16 protein-coding genes are annotated in these 17,959 nt (G+C 70.8%); 9 read left to right on the top strand and 7 right to left on the bottom strand.

All coding sequences use genetic code 11. The features are described 5' to 3' along the window. Positions 1-9: 9 nt before the first annotated feature. Complete coding sequence (locus tag LUX31_RS35960) at positions 10-2,061, bottom strand: bifunctional glycosyltransferase 87/phosphatase PAP2 family protein (RefSeq protein WP_235479483.1); 2,052 nt, start codon at positions 2,059-2,061, stop codon at positions 10-12. Between the two features lie 365 nt (positions 2,062-2,426). On the opposite strand from LUX31_RS35960, the gene LUX31_RS35955 reads away from it, so the two are divergent. Beyond that, positions 2,427-3,308 (top strand): metallophosphoesterase family protein, encoded by an 882-nt coding sequence (locus tag LUX31_RS35955; protein WP_235479482.1) that lies wholly within the window; start codon positions 2,427-2,429, stop codon positions 3,306-3,308. A gap of 78 nt (positions 3,309-3,386) precedes the next feature. Continuing rightward, positions 3,387-4,058 (top strand): O-methyltransferase, encoded by a 672-nt coding sequence (locus tag LUX31_RS35950; RefSeq protein ID WP_235479481.1) that lies wholly within the window; start codon positions 3,387-3,389, stop codon positions 4,056-4,058. A gap of 20 nt (positions 4,059-4,078) precedes the next feature. On the opposite strand, the gene LUX31_RS35945 is transcribed toward LUX31_RS35950, so the two are convergent. Continuing rightward, on the bottom strand, positions 4,079-4,471 hold the full coding sequence (locus LUX31_RS35945) for a hypothetical protein (protein ID WP_235479480.1): 393 nt from the start codon (positions 4,469-4,471) through the stop codon (positions 4,079-4,081). A 157-nt stretch (positions 4,472-4,628) separates the two neighbouring features. On the opposite strand from LUX31_RS35945, the gene LUX31_RS35940 reads away from it, so the two are divergent. Further along, complete coding sequence (locus LUX31_RS35940; protein WP_235479479.1) at positions 4,629-5,033, top strand: J-domain-containing protein; 405 nt, start codon at positions 4,629-4,631, stop codon at positions 5,031-5,033. A 17-nt stretch (positions 5,034-5,050) separates the two neighbouring features. On the opposite strand, the gene LUX31_RS35935 is transcribed toward LUX31_RS35940, so the two are convergent. The 3 genes from LUX31_RS35935 to LUX31_RS35925 all read right to left on the bottom strand — a co-directional run bounded on the left by LUX31_RS35935 (position 5,051) and on the right by LUX31_RS35925 (position 8,366). Then, the gene (locus tag LUX31_RS35935) at positions 5,051-5,581 is read right to left on the bottom strand and encodes a hypothetical protein (RefSeq protein ID WP_235479478.1); all 531 of its coding nucleotides are present in this window, start codon (positions 5,579-5,581) and stop codon (positions 5,051-5,053) included. Positions 5,582-5,586: 5 nt separating this feature from the next. Continuing rightward, positions 5,587-6,186 (bottom strand): hypothetical protein, encoded by a 600-nt coding sequence (locus LUX31_RS35930; protein WP_235479477.1) that lies wholly within the window; start codon positions 6,184-6,186, stop codon positions 5,587-5,589. A gap of 122 nt (positions 6,187-6,308) precedes the next feature. Further along, positions 6,309-8,366 (bottom strand): MDR family MFS transporter, encoded by a 2,058-nt coding sequence (locus tag LUX31_RS35925; protein ID WP_235479476.1) that lies wholly within the window; start codon positions 8,364-8,366, stop codon positions 6,309-6,311. A 185-nt stretch (positions 8,367-8,551) separates the two neighbouring features. Between LUX31_RS35925 and LUX31_RS35920 the strand changes: the two genes are divergently transcribed. Next, positions 8,552-9,511 (top strand): peptidoglycan-binding domain-containing protein, encoded by a 960-nt coding sequence (locus tag LUX31_RS35920; protein ID WP_235479475.1) that lies wholly within the window; start codon positions 8,552-8,554, stop codon positions 9,509-9,511. 437 nt (positions 9,512-9,948) lie between these two features. Here the strand turns inward: LUX31_RS35920 and LUX31_RS35915 are convergent, their stop codons facing one another. Both LUX31_RS35915 and LUX31_RS35910 read right to left on the bottom strand, forming a co-directional pair. Next, positions 9,949-10,608, bottom strand: coding sequence for an HAD family hydrolase (locus LUX31_RS35915; RefSeq protein ID WP_235479474.1), 660 nt, complete (start codon positions 10,606-10,608; stop codon positions 9,949-9,951). Positions 10,609-10,812: 204 nt separating this feature from the next. After that, positions 10,813-11,394, bottom strand: coding sequence for a TMEM165/GDT1 family protein (locus tag LUX31_RS35910; RefSeq protein ID WP_235479473.1), 582 nt, complete (start codon positions 11,392-11,394; stop codon positions 10,813-10,815). Positions 11,395-11,795: 401 nt separating this feature from the next. Between LUX31_RS35910 and LUX31_RS35905 the strand changes: the two genes are divergently transcribed. The 5 genes from LUX31_RS35905 to LUX31_RS35885 all read left to right on the top strand — a co-directional run bounded on the left by LUX31_RS35905 (position 11,796) and on the right by LUX31_RS35885 (position 17,784). Continuing rightward, the gene (locus LUX31_RS35905; protein WP_235479472.1) at positions 11,796-12,440 is read left to right on the top strand and encodes an HNH endonuclease family protein; all 645 of its coding nucleotides are present in this window, start codon (positions 11,796-11,798) and stop codon (positions 12,438-12,440) included. Between the two features lie 140 nt (positions 12,441-12,580). Next, positions 12,581-14,242 carry an alkaline phosphatase D family protein gene (locus LUX31_RS35900; protein WP_235479471.1) on the top strand — a complete coding sequence of 554 codons (1,662 nt, stop codon included), beginning with the start codon at positions 12,581-12,583 and terminating at the stop codon, positions 14,240-14,242. Between the two features lie 216 nt (positions 14,243-14,458). Then, positions 14,459-16,408 (top strand): FAD/NAD(P)-binding protein, encoded by a 1,950-nt coding sequence (locus tag LUX31_RS35895; protein WP_235480179.1) that lies wholly within the window; start codon positions 14,459-14,461, stop codon positions 16,406-16,408. A 93-nt stretch (positions 16,409-16,501) separates the two neighbouring features. Beyond that, positions 16,502-16,942 (top strand): DoxX family protein, encoded by a 441-nt coding sequence (locus LUX31_RS35890; protein ID WP_235479470.1) that lies wholly within the window; start codon positions 16,502-16,504, stop codon positions 16,940-16,942. 215 nt (positions 16,943-17,157) lie between these two features. Beyond that, positions 17,158-17,784, top strand: a complete 627-nt coding sequence (locus tag LUX31_RS35885) for a DedA family protein (protein ID WP_235479469.1) — start codon at positions 17,158-17,160, stop codon at positions 17,782-17,784. Positions 17,785-17,959: the final 175 nt, after the last annotated feature.

Below are 17,959 nucleotides of genomic sequence, written 5' to 3'. Positions count from 1 at the left end.
GGTACCGGGTCAGTTCCGGCTTGTCGCCGCCGAGGTGAGCTGCGGCTCGTCGTCCTTCTCCGCCGCCGCCACGACCGTACGGGCGCGCGGCCCCATGAACACGTACGACAGCCCGAACCCGGCGAGGACCACCGCCGCGCCGCCCACCGCGTCCAGCACCCAGTGGTTGCCGGTGGCGACGATCGCGGAGACGGTGAAGAACGGATGCAGCAGGCCCAGCGCCTTCATCCACCACTTGGGCGCGACGATGGCGATGACGAGCCCGCACCACAGCGACCACCCGAAGTGCAGCGAGGGCATCGCGGCGTACTGGTTGGTCAGGGCGGTGAGCGTGCCGTAGTCCGGCTTGGAGAAGTCCTGCACGCCGTGCACGGTGTCGATGACGCCGAGGCCCGGCATCAGGCGCGGCGGCGCCAGCGGGTAGAGCCAGAACCCGATCAGGGCGAGCAGCGTGGCGAAACCGAGAGACGCGCGGGCCCAGCGGTAGTCGACAGGCCGCCGCCAGTACAGAACACCCAGCACACTCAGCGGCACCACGAAGTGGAACGACGTGTAGTAGAAGTCGAAGAAGTTCCGCAGCCAGTCGACCTTCACGACCGCGTGGTTGACCCAGTGCTCGATGTCGATGTGCAGGAACTTCTCGATGTCATGGATCTGGTGACCGTTGGCCTCGGCGGTGGACCGCCCGCCGGTGGTCGTCCCGCCGGTCGCGGCGAGCCGGACCTTCTGGTAGGCGGCGTACGTGACCCGGATCAGCAGCAGTTCGAGCAGCAGGTTCGGGCGGGTGAGCACCCGGCGCATGAACGGCAGCAGCGGAACCCGCTTGAAGCGGGCGGGTACCGGCGCCGCGTAGTCCGTGGGGATCGGTCTGCGGTAGTGCTCCGAGGTCCGGGACAGGAACGGTACGACGGTCGCGGCGGCGATCGCGGCCAGCAGCACGATGTTGTCGCGGACCGGGTACAGCGCGCCCATGTTCGGGATGACCATCTTGGCGGGCAGCGTCATCACGATGACGACGGCGACCGGCCACATGTAGCGGTCGGAGGCCCGCTTGCCGACCCGCCCGACGACCGCGAGCAGCAGCCACAGCAACTGGTGCTGCCAGGTGGTCGGCGACACGGCGATGGCCGCGCAGCCGGTGATCGCGACCGCCAGCAGCAACTGCCCGTCCTGGGCGTACCGCACCGCCCGCCGCAGCCCGAGGACGGCGACCCCGGCACCCAGCACCAGGAACAGGGTGATTTCGAGCGGCCCCTCGACGCCCAGCCGCAGCAGCGCGCCGTGCAGGGACTGGTTGGCGAGGTCGTCGGCGGCGCCGCCGAGGCCGACCCCGCCCATGTGGTGCACCCAGTAGGTGTAGGAGTCGTCCGCCATCGTGACCCACGCGAGCGCGGTGCAGGCGGCGAACGTGATCCCGGCGGAGGCGGCGGCCCGGCGCCGGCCCGTGAACCACAGCAGCGGCGCGAAGAGCAGCACGGTCGGCTGGAGGGCCGCCGCGAGGCCGATCAGGGCGCCGGCGGCGCGTTCCTCACGGGCGACGAAGCAGCCGAGCAGGACCAGCAGGACGGGGATGATGCTGGTCTGGCCGAGGTGGAGGGCGTTGCGCACGGGCAGCGACAGCATCAGCAGGCTGATCGCGACGGGCGCGGCGAGCAGCGAGGAGCGGCGGGTCACCGGCTTGGGCAGGGCCCGGGCGGCGACCGCGCCGAGCGCGACGACCAGGAGCAGCGAGCCGAAGGTCCAGCCCCAGCCGAGCGCCTGCTCGGCGGCCCGGGTGAGCGGCTTGAGGACGAGTCCGCCGAAGGGCGTGCCGGTGAACTGCGTCGAGTCGTAGAGCGAGCCGTTCACATGCAGGACGCCGTTGGGCCCGACCCAGGTCTCCAGATCCGTCAGCCGGTCCGCCTTCGGGGTACTGAGGACGGCGGCCACCTGTCGTACCGCGAGGACGGCGACGAAGAGCCAGAGCGCCACGCGGGCCGCCTTCAGCCGTGCCTGCGCGGTCCCGGTGGCGCCCACTCCGAAGGCACCTCCCGCTCTACCACCGTGCTCTGCGTTTGCCACGCGCCGTAGGCCTCCCGCCCCGTTTCGTCCCGTACGCCCCATGGACACCATGGGCACCATGCGTCCCACGCGTCTCATCCTGTATGAATCCCAAGAGAATCGCACTGGCTCCGATGAGAGACGCGAGCAACCCCCTCTTTACCTGAGAGGCCCCTGCTTTTTGTCCGGATGACGATAGCGGGCCCGGGGTTCACTTCCCTCCCCCGATCGCGACCCAGATCACACAGAGACGGGAAACCGCCCGGTTTCAGGCCGGATCGGACACCACCCGCCCGAAGACGACCATGGTCCGTCCCACCGCTCCCCGCCCGGCCTCACCGGAAATTCCCGGCTCCCCGCATGCGGGCGGGAGTAGCGTCGACCGGATGCGGATCCTGCATCTCTCCGACACGCACATCAACCACGCCGGCGCGCCCAACCGGCACAGCGTCGACACCACCGAGTCGCTGGACCGGATGCTGACCGACGCACGGCATCTCACGGGCCTCGGGGCCGTCGTCGTCAGCGGGGATCTCGCGGACAGCGGGGCTCCCGAGGAGTACGCGGTCGTACGGGACCTCGTGGGCGCGTTCGCCCGGGAGCGGGGCATCCCGGTGTTCTGCACCACCGGCAACCACGACGAACGCACGGCCTTCGCGAAGGCGCTGGGCAGCGGGCACCTGGATGCGGCGGGACAGGACCGGGCCGAAGCCCGGTTCTCCTCCCCCGAGGGCGAGTTGGCGGCGGCCAGTACGGTCGACGGCCACCGGATCGTCACGCTCGACTCGCTCGTCCCCGGCAAGGTGTACGGGTATCTTGGCGCCGCCCAACTGGCCTGGCTGCGTGAGCTGTTGCGCACCCCGGCACCGCACGGCACGACGGTCGTGCTGCACCATCCGCCGGTCGTCCTCGACAACGCGCTGCAGAAGGCGCTGGGGCTGGGCAACCCGGCGGACCTGGCCGACGCCGTGCGCGGCAGCGACGTACGGCTGATCCTGTGCGGGCACTTCCACGTCCAGCTCATGGGGTTCCTGGAGGCGGTGCCGGTGTGGGTGACGCCGGGGGTGTACAACCGGATCGACCTGACCGGCCCGCCGGACACGGGACGGGCGGTGCGCGGGGCCTCGGCCACGCTCGTCGACCTGGGCTCGCCGCACGGCCCGCTGCTGCACACGCTGCACGCCCGCGACCCGCGTGCGGGCGAGACGATCAGCGAACTCGACGAGGCGCAGATCACCGACGTGGTCGCCCGTGAGGGCTACAAATGACCCGGCACACACTTTTTGCTCAGCACCCCGTACTTCGCAACCTCGCACCTCGGTCCCGAACGGAAGGTACGACTTCTCATGAGCGAGTCCCAGCGCTGGGATGACGTCGACGACTACTTCACCGCTCTCCTGGCTCCGGCCGACGAAGCCCTGGAGGCGGCACTGCGCGACAGCGACGCGGAGGGGCTGCCGCCCATCAACGTCGCGGCGAACCAGGGCAAGCTGCTCCAGCTGCTCGCCCAGGTCCAGGGCGCCCGCAACATCCTGGAGATCGGCACGCTCGGCGGCTACAGCACCATCTGGCTGGGCCGCGCGCTCCCGGCCGACGGCCGGCTGGTCACCCTGGAGTACGACGGGAAGCACGCCGAGGTGGCCCGCCGCAACCTCGCCCGGGCCGGCCTCGACACCATCGCCGAGGTGCGCACGGGCCCCGCCCTGGAGTCGCTGCCCAAGCTGGCCGACGAGAACCCCGAGCCCTTCGACCTGGTCTTCATCGACGCCGACAAGGTCAACAACCCGCACTACGTGGAGTGGGCGCTGCGGCTCACCACCACGGGCAGCCTGATCATCGTCGACAACGTGGTGCGCGAGGGCGCGGTGACCGACCCGGACTCCACCGACCCGAGCGTGCGCGGCACCCGCGCCGCCCTCCAACTCATCGCCGAGCACCCGAGGTTGAGCGGCACGGCGGTCCAGACGGTGGGCAGCAAGGGGTACGACGGCTTCGCGCTGGCGCGGGTCGTGGCGTAACCGGGAGTCCCCGCCCGGCCTCAACCCTCGTGGTAGAAGCCCACGTTGACGCTGCGCGGCCCGGTGCGGTCCTGGACGATGATCTCTCCGGCACCGCCCCGGGGCAGCGGCACGCTCCCGCCGTACGGCACGGTCTGGGCGTACTCGCCGACCACCAGCCGGACCTCGGAGGACGGGTCGGACTGGGAGCCCTGGAGCCACGAGAGGTGCCAGGTGTTGTCGGGGCCGCACAGGAACTCCAGGTGGACCCGTGAGACGAACAGCCAGTCGTCGGGGGTGACGAGCCGGCACACCGCCTTGTCCCGGCCCACCCGCATGATGGCCCCCGGTTCGCTGGGCGCCTCGGCCATGAGCATGCCGGCCGTGGCGCCGGCTTCCGTCCCTGAGACGGTCGCCATGGTGAGTTCGAGCACGTGCGCTCCTTCTGAACGGTCACAAGAAGTGACCCGACCGGTCCTCGCGGAACAGTCGTTGCTGAACAGTCCCTGTACGGCAGCCATGTTGCCGTACCGCCGCCGCATGATAAATCGCTCCATCGTCCGGTTGTGCGAGGTCCGGCACAATGGACACATGACCGAACGCAAACCACCTGGTGTGAGTTTCGAGTCCTGGGTCGACAGACAGATCCGCGAGGCGGAGGCGCGCGGGGAGTTCGCGGAGCTTCCCGGAGTGGGCAAGCCGCTGTCCGAGGGTCCTGACACCTCGTACGACGAACTGTGGTGGGTCAAGCAGAAGATGGCCCGCGAGGGGCTGTCGGTCCTGCCGCCGACGCTGGCCCTGCGCAAGGAGGCGGAGGACGCGCTGGCGGCGGCGCACAAGGCCCCCTCCGAGGGGGCGGTCCGCCGGATCCTGACGGAGATCAACGCCAAGATCCGCGACATGATGTTCAAGCCGCCGCCCGGCCCCCCGCTGGGCCTCAAGCCGTACGACGTCGACGAGGTCGTACGGCAGTGGCGGGAGGCTCGGGCGAAGTAGCCGGGGGCTCGGCCGTCTCAGCTGTGGAGCAGGCGTTCCGCCAGTTCCCGGTAGTCGCGCAGGGCGAGGCGGAGCTTCTCGGTGTCGCCGGTGTCGCCACCGGACTGCCAGGACCCGCGCACGGTCCGGCGGGTGCGCTCCACGGCCTCCGTGAACCGCTCGGTGACCTCCGCCAGTACGCGGTCGGCCTCCTCGACGGAGTCCTGGGGACCGTCCACGAACCCGGTGACGGCGTGCTGGAGCCGCAGCGTGAGCTTGTCCCGTTCGTCCTGCGCGAGCAGCGCGACCCCGTGGGAGGACCGCTCGGAAGACTGCGCCGACGACGGCCGCGCCTCGTGGGTCCGGGCGGGGGCCGGCGGGGCGGACGGCGGCGGTACGGCGGGGGCGCCGGCCGGCTTCTCCGCGCGCGGGTCGGCCTTGTCGGTGCCCGTACCCATGTCCCTACCCATGTCCCTACCCGTACGCAGGTCCGGCTTCTCCGTCTGCGGGTCCGGCTTCGATGTCTGCGTGTCCGGGCGCTTCACGTCCCGGTTCTCGATGTCCGTCATGTGGGTCAACTCCCCTTTAACTGCAGCTTGTTGAGTCGCGACTTGGACTTCGGCCGGGGGTGCTCCCGCTGGCCGACCAGGTCGTCGAAGAAGGCGCGGGCCTCGATCATGGCCGTGCGCATCTCCTCCGTGTCGGGCTGGTTCTCGTGGGCGGCGTGGTGCACGCGCCGGTAGCCGTGCACATGCTGGGCGTGGTGCACGGAGAGCGCGTCGAGCTGGTCCTCGTACTGGCCGCCGTCGGGGAAGCCACGGGCGCCGGCCAGCTCGGCGAGGAGCAGGTCCGCGTCGGCGACCGCCTGCTGCGGCGACTCGACGAAGTGTTCCTGCGCGGCTGCCCAGCGGGCCGCGAACCGTTCGCGCTCGGCGGGGTCCAGCGGACGTTCCCGCAGGTCGCCGTGGCGTTGGACGCGTTCGGCGAGTTCGTGGTCGGCGGCCTTGGTGTCCCCGTCGTGACGGGAGACGGCCCGCTCGTACTCGGGCCCGAACCGCCGTTTCAGATTCCGTGGGCCGTGGGTACCGGCGGCCCGCCGGTTCAGGGTGACCGCGCCCACGGCGAGGGCCGCGACGACGATCACGATCAGAACGATGAACACTCCTGTGGACATGAATGCCTTCCGGATCTCCTCGACCGATTGCTCGTCTCGACCGACTGCTCGTCAGACGACTTCTCGTCAGAATCCGGGTTGCCCGGAAGGCCCTCCCCAAACTGGACAGCCTCGGCCGGGCGTCAACCGGCCCTGTCCGCCGAGCCGTTGTGCGGCTGTTCCGCGTCCGAGCCGCACAGCTCCTCGTTCAGGAGTTTCACCAGCTGGACCAGGTCGGTGGGCCGGTCCGGTCCCCACCAGTCGCCCAGCAGCTCGGCCAGGGACTCCTCGCGGGCCTGTGCGAGCCGTTCGGCGACCTCGCGGCCCTCGTCGGTGAGGACCATGTCGAGGCCCTCGCGCACGCCGAGCCGCCGTTCCTCGACCTGCCGGGCGGCCTCGATGATCACGGTCAGCGGTACGGAGCTGCGCTCGGCCAGCACCGAGGGCTCGGCCCAGCCGTACCGCCGGATGCGCAGCAGCAGCCAGCTGGCCGCCGGGTACAGGTCGTAGCCGGCCCTCGCGGTGATGGTCCGGTAGATCTCGCGGCGCCCCTCGCGGGTGCCGAGCACTGACAGCGCACGGCACACCTCGTCGTACGACGACCGCTGGACGGGGTTGCTGGCGAGGGTCTCGGTGACGTCGGGCGCGGTCACCGAGCCGCGCAGCCGGTCCTCGCGCAGGAACCAGGCGAGGACGAAGCCGAGAACGGCGACCGGGGCGGCGTACAGGAAGACGTCGGTGATCGCGGACGCGTACGCCTCCAGGGCGGCCGGGCGCACGGCCGAGGGGAGGGCGGCGATGCCGCGCGGGTCGGCCTCCAGGGCGTCCACCGAGACCCCGGTGGGCAGTTGTACGCCCCGGAAGGCGTCCGTGAGCTTGTCGCCGAGCCGACTGGAGAAGACCGTACCGAAGACGGCCACGCCGAAGGAGGCGCCGATGGAGCGGAAGAAGGTGGCGCCGGAGGTGGCGACGCCCAGATCCTCGTACGAGACCGCGTTCTGCACGATCAGCACCAGGACCTGCATGACCAGGCCGAGACCCAGGCCGAAGACGAGGAAGTAGGCGCTCATCTCGCCGGTGGAGCTGTGCTCGTCGAGCCGGTGGAGCAGGAGGAGGCCGAGGGCGGTGACGCCGGTGCCCGCGATGGGGAACACCTTCCAGCGGCCCGTACGGCTGACGATCTGCCCGGAGAGGGTGGAGGCGACGAGCAGCCCGAGCACCATCGGGAGCATGTGCACGCCGGACATGGTCGGGGAGACGCCCTGGACGACCTGGAGAAAGGTCGGCAGATAGGTCATGGCGCCGAACATGGCGAAGCCGACGATGAAGCTGATGACGGCGGTGAGGGTGAAGGTGCGCAGCCGGAACAGCTTGAGCGGGAGGACGGGTTCGGCGGCCCGCCGCTCGGCGAGAACGAAGGCGAAGGTGAGGACGACCCCGAGCACCGCGAGGCCCACGATCCGCGCCGAACCCCACCCCCAGGAGGCGCCGAGCGAGGTGACGAGGATCAGACAGGTGGCGACGGAGGCGATGAGAAGAGTACCGAGGTAGTCGATCACGTGCCGTTCGGACCGGCGCGGGATGCGCAGGACGGTCGCGATGACGGCGAGGGCGACGGCGCCGACGGGCAGATTGACGTAGAACACCCAACGCCAGCTGAGATGTTCGGTGAAGAGCCCGCCGAGCAGCGGCCCCAGCACGCTGGTCGCCCCGAAGACGGCACCGAACAACCCCTGATAGCGCCCGCGTTCACGCGGCGGGACCAGATCCCCCACGATCGCCATCGACAGCACCATCAGCCCGCCGCCACCGAGCCCCTGAAGCGCCCGGAACCCGATCAACTGGGGCATGTTCTGCGCCATACCGCAGAGCGCGGAGCCGATGAGAAAGATCACGATCGCGGCCTGGAACAACCGTTTCCGGCCGTACTGGTCGCCGAGCTTGCCCCAGAGGGGGGTCGCGGCGGTGGAGGCGAGCAGATAGGCGGTGACCACCCACGACAGGTGGTCCATGCCGCCCAGGTCGCTGACGATGGTCGGCAGCGCGGTCGACACGATGGTCTGGTCGAGGGCCGCGAGCAGCATGCCGAGCAGCAGGGCACCGATGGAGACGAGAACGTTCCCGGGCACGTGTTCGGACCCGGGTGCCGTCCGCTTTTCGTCCGCCACATCTCCCGTCCTACCGCGCGCTTCCCCGGCCATGAAGTCCTCCAGTGACTCTCGTTACACCCCCATCGTGGGCGGTGTGACCGGTTATGGCCTGTCGAATCCCCACGAGATTCGGCGGAACCCCGGATTCCGGGGGCTTACGGGAGATGGTGTGAAGGAGCGCCGGATAATCTCTGGGATTCGTACGGGGGTTCGTACGGGGAAGGAACAGACGCGCAGTGAACGATCCGAAGGGGCATGTGTGTCCGGAGTGCGGCGCGCCCCGGGGAGCCGACAGCACGCCCTCCTGCGCCTGCGCCGAACGCGCGGCCGACGCCCACATAGAGAACCGCACGGCGGAGGCAGCGGCGGCGGAGGATTTCGATCCCCTGCGCATACGCCCGTACGTGGAGCTGACCCCGGAGACCCCCGCGTCACCGCCCGACCCGGCGGCCGACGCGACGATGCCGATGCCGGCGGTGCCCCCGGACCCCGGCTGGGCGGACGAGCCGCCGACGGCGGCGATACCGGCGGTACCGGCGCTACCGCTCCCCCCGGACACCCCCACCGAGGACGACGAGCAGGCGGAGAGCCCGGGAAACCGGCCCCGGATCCTCCTCCTCGGCGCCGCCGGAGCGGTCGTCGTGATCCTGGCGGCGGGCGGACTGGCCGGCGGGATGTTCACGTACGACAAGCCGTCCCGGAACAACACGGCCGCCCAGGACGTACGGGAGAGCGTGCCGGTAGCGCCGACGACCAGCGCGGCATCTCCCACCCCCTCGAGCAGCCCCACAGCATCGAGGTCGGCGTCCCCCTCCCCGACCCCGACCCCCAGCAAGACCTCGACACCCACCCCCACCCGCACATCCGCCGCCCCGACCCCGACCAGGTCGGCCACCCCGAGCCAGGCCCCCACAACGGCCCAGGCCACCGGCACGATCACCCCGGACCCCGGCGACGACGACAAGGAAACCGCCCCCGTCCTACGCCCCGGCGACCACGGCGACGAGGTCCTCGAACTCCAACTGCGACTCCGCCAGTTGGCGCTCTACGTCAACGACCTGGACGGCGTCTACGACGACAACGTCGAAAACGCGGTGACCGCCTACCAGACGACCCGCAACATCGACACAGACGAACCGGGCGTGTACGACAGAACGACCCGAGAGCGGCTCGAATCCGAAACGACGGAACCGTGAGGCTGCGCGGGCGACGCGGGGCGCCAAACACACGAGAGCGGTAAACGGGCCCGGCTGCCAGGGGCGACGCGGGGCGCCAAAACGCGAGAACCGCAGACGGACACCCGCTTCCAGGGGCGGCGCGGGCAAGTCAATACGCCAGAGCCGCAGACCCGCCTGGCTTTCAGGGCGACGCGGGGCCTCAAAACGCCAGAGCCACAGACGACCCCGCTTTCAGGGGCGCGAGGAACTGCGCGACCAGCCCCCACCACCCGCAGCCGAACCACAACCCTCCCCCGCAGAGCACTCAGCAGACGAACCCGCTTCCAGGAACAGGACGGCACGTCAAAACACCAGATCCACAGACGACCCCGCATTCAGGGGCGCGAGGAACTGCGCAACCAGCCCCCACCAACCCGCAGCCGAACCACAACCCTCCCCCGCGGAGCACAGAGCACTCAGCCGACGTACACCCGCAACTCCCCGCCCCCCACACTCTCAACCCGCACCCCACTCAGATCCGCCACCACCACATCAGGCCGGTGAAAGTGGGCCCGAGGCCCAACCCCCACCACCCGCATCCCCGCGGAGCGCCCCGCCGAGATCCCGGCCCCAGAGTCCTCGAACACCAAACAATCCGCAGGATCAACCCCCAGCTCGGCCGCCCCCTTCAAAAACCCCTCAGGATCCGGCTTGCTCGCCCCGACGGACTCGGCGGTCACCCGCACATCCGGCAGCGCCAACCCCGCCGCAGCCATCCGCGCGGTCGACAGAGCCACATCGGCAGAGGTCACCAGGGCATGCGGAAGCCCCCGCAGGGACTCCAGGAACGCACCGGCGCCCGGTATCGCCACGACACCGTCCAGATCCGCGGTCTCCTCCGCGAGCATGCGCGCGTTGTCCGCGTAGTTCTGCTCCATGGGCCGGTCGGGCAGCAGCACGGCCATGGAGGCGTAGCCCTGCCGCCCATGCACCACCTTCATGACCTCGCCACCGTCCAGCCCGTGCCGATCGGCCCAGCGCCGCCAGATGCGTTCGACGACGGCGTCCGAGTTGACGAGCGTGCCGTCCATGTCGAGGAGAAGGGCACGGGCGGTGAGCACGGCAGGGACCGTCATCAGCAGACTCCAAGGCACGGCACGGCACAGGACGGCACAGATACGGGACCAAGGCGGCCCCGCCCGCCGGTCAGGGAAAACGGGCGGGAGCCACTTTGTTCCCTCACGGTACAAAAGAAAGGACGCCGCCCGCTACCGCCTTCGGCAACAGTTCACCAACCGGCCACCTACAAAGCGCCCCCACCCACCACCCGCACCCCCTCCCTACCCAGCCACCGCTTCCCAAAGACTCCACACCCCGAGCGCCAGCATCAGCACGGCCGCGATCTTGGTGATCAGCTCCAGCGGCACCCGCTTCATCAGGGCCCGCCCACCCACGATCCCGAGCCCGGCCACCGCCCACAGCGCGAGCACCGCACCGAGCCCGACGGAGAGCGGGTCGTCGTACCGGGCGGCGAGGTTGGCCGTCATGATCTGCGTGAGATCTCCGAACTCGGCGACGAGGATGAGCATGAAGCCGGCCCCGGACACCTTCCAGAAGGACTGGTCCTCGGGCCGCCGCACCTCGGCCTCGTCCTCCCCCTTCTTCATGAGCAGCACGGCCGCCCCGCCCAGAAAGAGCACGCCGGTCAGCGCGTGGACGAGCTGCTGCGGCAGCAGGGTGAGCACGCTGCCCGCCGCGACGGCGAGCACGACATGCAGCGCGAACGCGGCGGCGACGCCGGCGAAGACGTACGAGGCGCGATAACGGGTGCCGAGGACGAGCCCGGCGAGGGCGGTCTTGTCCGGCAGTTCGGCGAGGAAGACGACGCCGAAGACAAGCGCCGTCACGGTGAAGCTGATCAAGGTTCCTCAATCGGTCGGGGCCGCCCCACCGAGAGTGTTACCGCTGAACGACACCTCGGCACGGCAGCACACAGTCAGTGCACTACTGGCCGAAGGTCTCGCTGGCGGGCCACACATGGCCTGCCTCCGGGCGCCGGCTCAGACGAGCTGAGCAGTATGTCGACGGTCCGGCGAAGAGCTACTCCCCTTCTGCGCCGTCCATCGTACGCGACGGGTCGGACACAGGGACCAGCGTCCGAAACAGCGCCACTTTCCGTACCGCCCGAGGAATCAGCACCCGACACCTTGCCTTGACATGTTCACGTCACTAACTTCTTACCTAACGCTCATTCTCCGGCAACACCGCGACGCGACGATTCACTCGCTCGCGTTCAACACCCCACCCCCCCGAGGGAGTTCGTATGCCGAAGTTCTACGCGCGTCGACGGCTCAGCATACTCGCCGCTCTTACCGGACTCATAGCCTCGGTCGGACTTTTCAACGGTCCGACCGCCTCCGCCGCGCTCCCCACCCCGGTCAGCGCCGCCACCGCCCGCACCTACCTCGCCTCGCTCACCGTGGCGACCGAGGACCGCACCGGCTACGACCGCGACCTGTTCAACCACTGGATCACCATCTCCGGCACCTGCAACACCCGTGAGACGGTCCTGAAGCGGGACGGTACGAACGTCGTCACCAGCTCCGCCTGCGCCGCCACCAGCGGCACCTGGTACTCCGTGTACGACGGCGCCACCTGGACCGCCGCCTCCGACCTCGACATCGACCACCTGGTCCCGCTGGCCGAGGCCTGGGACTCCGGCGCCGACTCCTGGAGCAGCGCCACCCGCCAGGCGTTCGCCAACGACCTGACCCGTCCGCAGCTCATCGCCGTCACGGACAACGTGAACCAGTCGAAGAGCGACCAGGACCCGGCCGAGTGGATGCCGTCGGTCACCTCGTACCGCTGCACGTACGTCCGCGCCTGGGTCCAGGTGAAGTACTACTACGACCTCTCGGTCGACTCGGCCGAGAAGAGCGCGCTCACGAGCTACCTCGCCAGCTGCTGATCAACTCCTGAGCGGCGGTCGGCCGTTCGGCCACTGAACAGGCCACCGGTCGACCCGCCAATCAAATGCACCATGCACGGAACCTCCCCGCCCTCCCCCGTCGTCCGTACCGTACGGTGCGACGGAGGAGGGTGATCAACGTGGCGACACTTCGCCTGGGGCCGCTGCTGAGGTACGCCGACGAGTCGGCTGCGACCATCTGGGTCGAGGCAAGCCGCCCGTGCGTCGCCGAGGCGCGCTGTACAGAGGGCGCCGGCGGCGGCACCGCCCGCACCTTCCAGGTCGCGGGCCACCACTACGCGCTGATCCCGGTGACCGGCCTCGCGCCGGGCACGACGACACCGTACGAGGTGTTCCTGGACGGCGTCCGCGTGTGGCCGCTGCCCGACTCGCCCTTCCCGCCCTCCGTCATCCGCACCGCCGATGACGGAACGGGCGAGGAGGAGGGCGACGGGTTCCGGGTCGCCTTCGGCTCCTGCCGCTGGGCCGCACCGGCCGCGAACGCCAAGGACCCGGTCGGCGCGGACGCCCTGGACACCCTGGCCGCGCGCATGGCCGCCGACCCCACGGGCGAACGCCCGGACGTACTCCTCCTGTTGGGCGACCAGGTGTACGCCGACGAGGTGTCCGACGCCACCCGCCGCTGGCTGGCCGCCCGCCGCGACCTGTCCGAACCGCCGGGCGCGCAGGTCGCGGACTACGAGGAGTACACCCACCTCTACTACGAGTCCTGGCTCGACCCCGAGGTCCGCTGGCTCCTCTCCACCGTCCCCACCTGCATGATCTTCGACGATCACGACGTCATCGACGACTGGAACACCAGCGCGGCCTGGCTGGCCGACATGCGGGAGACCCCCTGGTGGCGCGAGCGGCTGCTGAGCGGCCTGATGTCGTACTGGGTGCATCAGCACCTGGGCAACCTCACCCCGGCCGAACTCGCCACCGACCCGCTGTACGCGGCCGTACGCGAGAGTCCCGACGGTACGGACGTCCTGCGCGCCTTCGCCGCCAAGGCGGACGCCGACGCCGCCTCGGTCCGCTGGAGCTACCGGCGCGACCTCGGCCGCGTACGCCTGCTGATGGTGGACAGCAGGGCGGCCCGGGTGCTCGACGAGGACAGCCGCGCGATGCTGGACCCGGGCGAGGCGGAATGGGTGCGGGAGCAGGCGCTGGACGCCGCCGGCTCGTACGACCACCTCCTCATCGGCACCTCGCTGCCCTGGCTCCTTCCCCACCTCGTGCACGACGCCGAGGCCTGGGACGAGGCCCTGTGCCGGGGCGAACGGGGCGAACGCTGGGCCCGGTTCGGGGAGAAGCTGCGCCGCGCGGCCGACCTCGAACACTGGGCGGCGTTCACCACCTCGTTCACCGACCTGGCCGCTCTGATCGCGGAGGCCGGCTCGGGCCCCGACGCCCCGGCGACGGTCCTGGTCCTGTCGGGAGACGTCCACCACGCCTACGCGGCCGAGCCCACCTGGTCCGAGGCCGACCGTCCGGACGCCCGCGTCCTGCAGCTGACCTGCTCCCCCGTCCACAACGCCATCCCCCTCCACATAAGGGTCGGCTTCCGCCTGGGCTGGAGCGGTCTGGGCCGCGCCCTGGGCCGCCGTTTCGCCCGGCACGGCCGGGTCCCGCACCCACCGGTCAAGTGGCGCCGGACGGGCGGCCCCTGGTTCGGCAACATGCTGATGACCCTGACCCTGCACGGCCGTTCGGCCCGACTGCGGCTGGACCGGGTCCGCGAGCAGAAGGGCGGCCGCGCACAGCTGGAGACGGTCACGGAGTCGCAGCTGAGCGAGTGAGGCTTCCGCAGTGAGGCATCCCACACCGGCGGCGATCCCCGTCCCCGGTGCTCGGCTCTCTCAGCTCCCGGCGGCATGATGAGGCGGACCGTCCGCTTCCAGTGGACGGTCTGCTGCCATCGCGCCCCACACGCCCCGGGAGTAACCGCCTTGTCTCCAGCGCCCGTCGAGCCGCCGTCCAGGACCGTCCCGGAGGCCACGCCCCGGCCCCCCGCCGTGTCCGTCGCCCTGGTCGGTGCCGGGCCGCGCGGCACCAGCGTGCTGGAGCGTCTCTGCGCCTCCGCGCCGGAACTCCTGGCGCCCGGGGCCCGGTTGACCGTCCATGTCGTCGACCCGGCACCGCCGGGCGCGGGCCAGGTCTGGCGCACCTCGCAGTCGCCCCGGCTGCTGATGAACACGGTGGCCTGCCAGGTGACCCTCTTCACCGACGACAGCGTGGACTGCTCGGGCCCGGTCCGCCCGGGCCCCAGCCTGTACGAGTGGGCGCGCGAAGAGGGCGACGGAACAGGCGAGTTGGGGCCGGACGACTACCCGACCCGCGCCCACTACGGGCGTTACCTGGAGTGGGTGTTCGCGAAGACCGTGCGCGAGGCGCCGCCCGCCGTACACGTCGAGACCCACGCGACCCGCGCGACCCGCCTCGACGACGCCCCCGACGGCAGCCAGACCCTCACCCTCGCCAACGGCCGTACCCTGTCCGCCCTTTCGGCCGTCGTCCTCACCCAGGGACACCTCCCCCTCCTCCCGGACGAGGAACAGCAGCACCTCACCGCGTACGCCACCGGGCACGGCCTCTGCCACGTCCCGCCCGCCAACCCGGCCGACGTCGACCTCTCCCCGCTCGCCCCCGGCGAACCGGTCCTGCTGCGCGGCCTGGGCCTCAACTTCTTCGACCACCTCACCCTCCTGACGACGGGCCGAGGCGGCCGTTTCACGCACGGCCCGGAGGGTCCCGAGGGCGGGCTGCGCTACGTTCCCTCCGGACGCGAACCACGCCTCTACGCCGGTTCGCGGCGAGGCATCCCGTACCAGGCGCGCGGCGACAACGCGAAGGGCCCGTACGGCAGGCACACCCCGCTCGTCCTCACCGACGAGGCGATAGCAGGCTTCCGCAAACGCGCCGACTCCGGCGAGGCACCCGACTTCCGCACGGAGATATGGCCGCTGGTGGCGAAGGAGGTCGAGACGGTCTACTACGAAACCCTGTTGCGTACGCGCGAGTTCACGAGCCGCCCGCTCCACGCCTTCCGGGACCGCTTCCTCGCCGCCCCGCACGGCACCGCCCAAGAGGCGGCCGTCCTCGACGAGTTCGGCGTCACGGAGGCCAACCGCTGGTCCTGGGAGCGGATTTCGCGGCCGTACGCCGGACAGGTCTTCCCCGATGCCACCGCCTGGCGGAGCTGGCTGCTGGCCCATCTGCGCGAGGACGCCGCCCAGGCCGCGCTGGGCAATGTCGACGGGCCCGTGAAGGCCGCCCAGGACGTACTGCGCGACCTGCGCAACGAGTTGCGGCTGATCGTCGACCACGGCGGACTGCCGGGCGACTCGCGCCGGGACGACCTGGACCGTTGGTACACCCCGCTCAACGCCTTCCTGTCCATCGGACCGCCCCGGCGACGCGTCGAGGAGCTGACGGCGCTGGTGACGGCGGGCGTGGTGGAGATCCTCGGACCCCGCCTCGACGTACGGGCCGAGGACGGGGCCTGGGTGGCGCACTCCCCCGACGTGCCGGGCTCGGCCGTACGCGTGACCTCGCTCATAGAGGCACGACTCCCGGAGCCCGACCTGCGCCGCACGGCCGACCCTCTCCTCGCCCAACTCCTGAGAACGGGCGGAGCGAGGCCTCATGTCATAGACGGCTACGAAACGGGCGGACTGGACGTGACACCGCGCCCGTACCTCCTGATGGACCGTCAAGGTCGGCCCCAGGCACGGAGGTTGGCCTTCGGGGTGCCCACGGAGGGCGTGCACTGGGTGACCGCGGCCGGGGCCCGCCCAGGCGTGGATTCGGTCACACTCTCGGACGCGGACGCGGTGGCACGGGCGGTACTGCGCATGACCTCGCGGGCAGCCCCACCTGCAGAAACAGGCACACCGGAAGGGCAAGCGGAGGCCCATCCGAAGGTAAAGCGGTGGCCAAATGTTGAACTTGCAAGCATCGATTAGGCCCCCCTACGGTGGACTACCCGCTCGGTTCATCCCCCAGGAACGCCCCGTCCCCCGGACGGAGCGCTTCAGACCGAAGGAGACATCCCCCACATGTCCGCTCGCCTCAACAACGCTCAGCCCTACGCCATCGGCCTCTTCCGGATCGTGGTCGGCCTGCTCTTCGCCTGCCACGGCGCCCGTTCGCTCTTCGGCGTCCTCGGCGGCGAGGAGACCGTCGCGGCCGGCGCCTGGCCCGGCTGGTACGCGGCCGTGATCGAACTGGTCGGCGGCAGCCTGGTCCTGCTGGGCCTCGGCACCCGCGTCGCCGCGTTCATCGCCTCGGGCGCGATGGCGTACGCGTACTTCGACGTCCACCAGCCCAACGCCCTCATGCCGATCCAGAACCAGGGCGAACTGGCCGCCGCCTTCTGCTGGGCGTTCTTCCTGCTGGTCTTCACCGGCTCCGGCGCCTTCGGCGTGGACCGGCTGTTCGCGAAGCGCTCTTCGTCCGCGACAAAGACGTCGCGTGACAAGACGCCGGTAGCGGCCTGACACAACCCGATCCGTACACCGGTGCCCATCCCCGCATCCAGGGGGTGGGCACCGCGTGCGTCGGAGTGAACATGGTGTGGCGAACACATGAGCCCCCGGTGGATCTCCTGTCGGACCCCAGGCGTACGCTGTATGGCTGTCACACGCCGCCCGCCGCTCCCCCGCGAGGTAGCGGCACGAGATCGGGCGAACGGGGGAGTCACGGGGAGTCTGCGGTGCTTGAGAGTGTGGGGTCACTGACCGGGACCCCGTGGATCTACGCCCTGGTGGGCGCGTCCGTCCTGTTCGACGTCCTCGTACCGGTTTTGCCGAGCGGCGTCCTGGTCATCACGGCCGCCACGGCTGCCGCCGCCGGTTCGGGCGCGGCCACCGGACAGGTGCCGCAGGAGGTCCCCGACATCCTGGCGCTCACCCTGTGCGCGGCCACGGCATCGGTCCTCGGCGACCTCGTGGCGTACCGGCTGGCCTGGCACGGCGGGGCCCGACTGGACCGCGCGATCGCCCGCTCCCGACGCCTGACCAGCGCGCAGGAACGTCTCGGCCAGGCCCTCGCCCAAAGCGGCGGCATCCTGGTCGTCGTCGCCCGCTTCGCCCCGGCAGGCCGCTCGGTCGTCTCCCTGGGCGCCGGCGCGGCCCACCGCCGCGTAGGCGAGTTCCTCCCCTGGTCCATCGTGGCCGGCCTCGCCTGGGCGGCGTACAGCGTCGCCCTCGGCTACTTCGGCGGCCAATGGCTGGGCGCGACGTGGCTGGCAACGGGCGTATCGGTGGCGGCCCTGTTCGGCGCGGGCGCGGGGGCAGCATTCCTGATGCGCCGCCCACGGGTAACGGGCGCGCACGGGTAAGCGGGCGCGCACGGGCAACGGGCGCGCACAGGAACAGGCGCGCACGGGCAACAGGCGCGCACAGGTAAATCGGCGCCAGGGACAATCGGCGCCCCGATCAAGGGCGCCTGATCGACGGGCGCCGAGGAGACGCGCCCCATAGGGGCGCGGGGAACTGCGCGACAAGCCCCCACCG

This window comes from Streptomyces sp. GQFP (assembly GCF_021545335.1).
GTDB lineage: Bacteria > Actinomycetota > Actinomycetes > Streptomycetales > Streptomycetaceae > Streptomyces.
This window is presented reverse-complemented; position numbering and strand designations above follow the sequence as displayed.

Bases quoted from the DNA above. Each gene is read 5' to 3' on its own strand.
- LUX31_RS35955 (WP_235479482.1), top strand. From the start codon at position 2,427: ATGCGGATCCTGCATCTCTCCGACACGCACATCAACCACGCCGGCGCG.
- LUX31_RS35950 (WP_235479481.1), top strand. From the start codon at position 3,387: ATGAGCGAGTCCCAGCGCTGGGATGACGTCGACGACTACTTCACCGCT.
- LUX31_RS35940 (WP_235479479.1), top strand. From the start codon at position 4,629: ATGACCGAACGCAAACCACCTGGTGTGAGTTTCGAGTCCTGGGTCGAC.
- LUX31_RS35935 (WP_235479478.1), bottom strand. From the start codon at position 5,581: ATGACGGACATCGAGAACCGGGACGTGAAGCGCCCGGACACGCAGACA.
- LUX31_RS35930 (WP_235479477.1), bottom strand. From the start codon at position 6,186: ATGTCCACAGGAGTGTTCATCGTTCTGATCGTGATCGTCGTCGCGGCC.
- LUX31_RS35925 (WP_235479476.1), bottom strand. From the start codon at position 8,366: ATGGCCGGGGAAGCGCGCGGTAGGACGGGAGATGTGGCGGACGAAAAG.
- LUX31_RS35915 (WP_235479474.1), bottom strand. From the start codon at position 10,608: ATGACGGTCCCTGCCGTGCTCACCGCCCGTGCCCTTCTCCTCGACATG.
- LUX31_RS35905 (WP_235479472.1), top strand. From the start codon at position 11,796: ATGCCGAAGTTCTACGCGCGTCGACGGCTCAGCATACTCGCCGCTCTT.
- LUX31_RS35890 (WP_235479470.1), top strand. From the start codon at position 16,502: ATGTCCGCTCGCCTCAACAACGCTCAGCCCTACGCCATCGGCCTCTTC.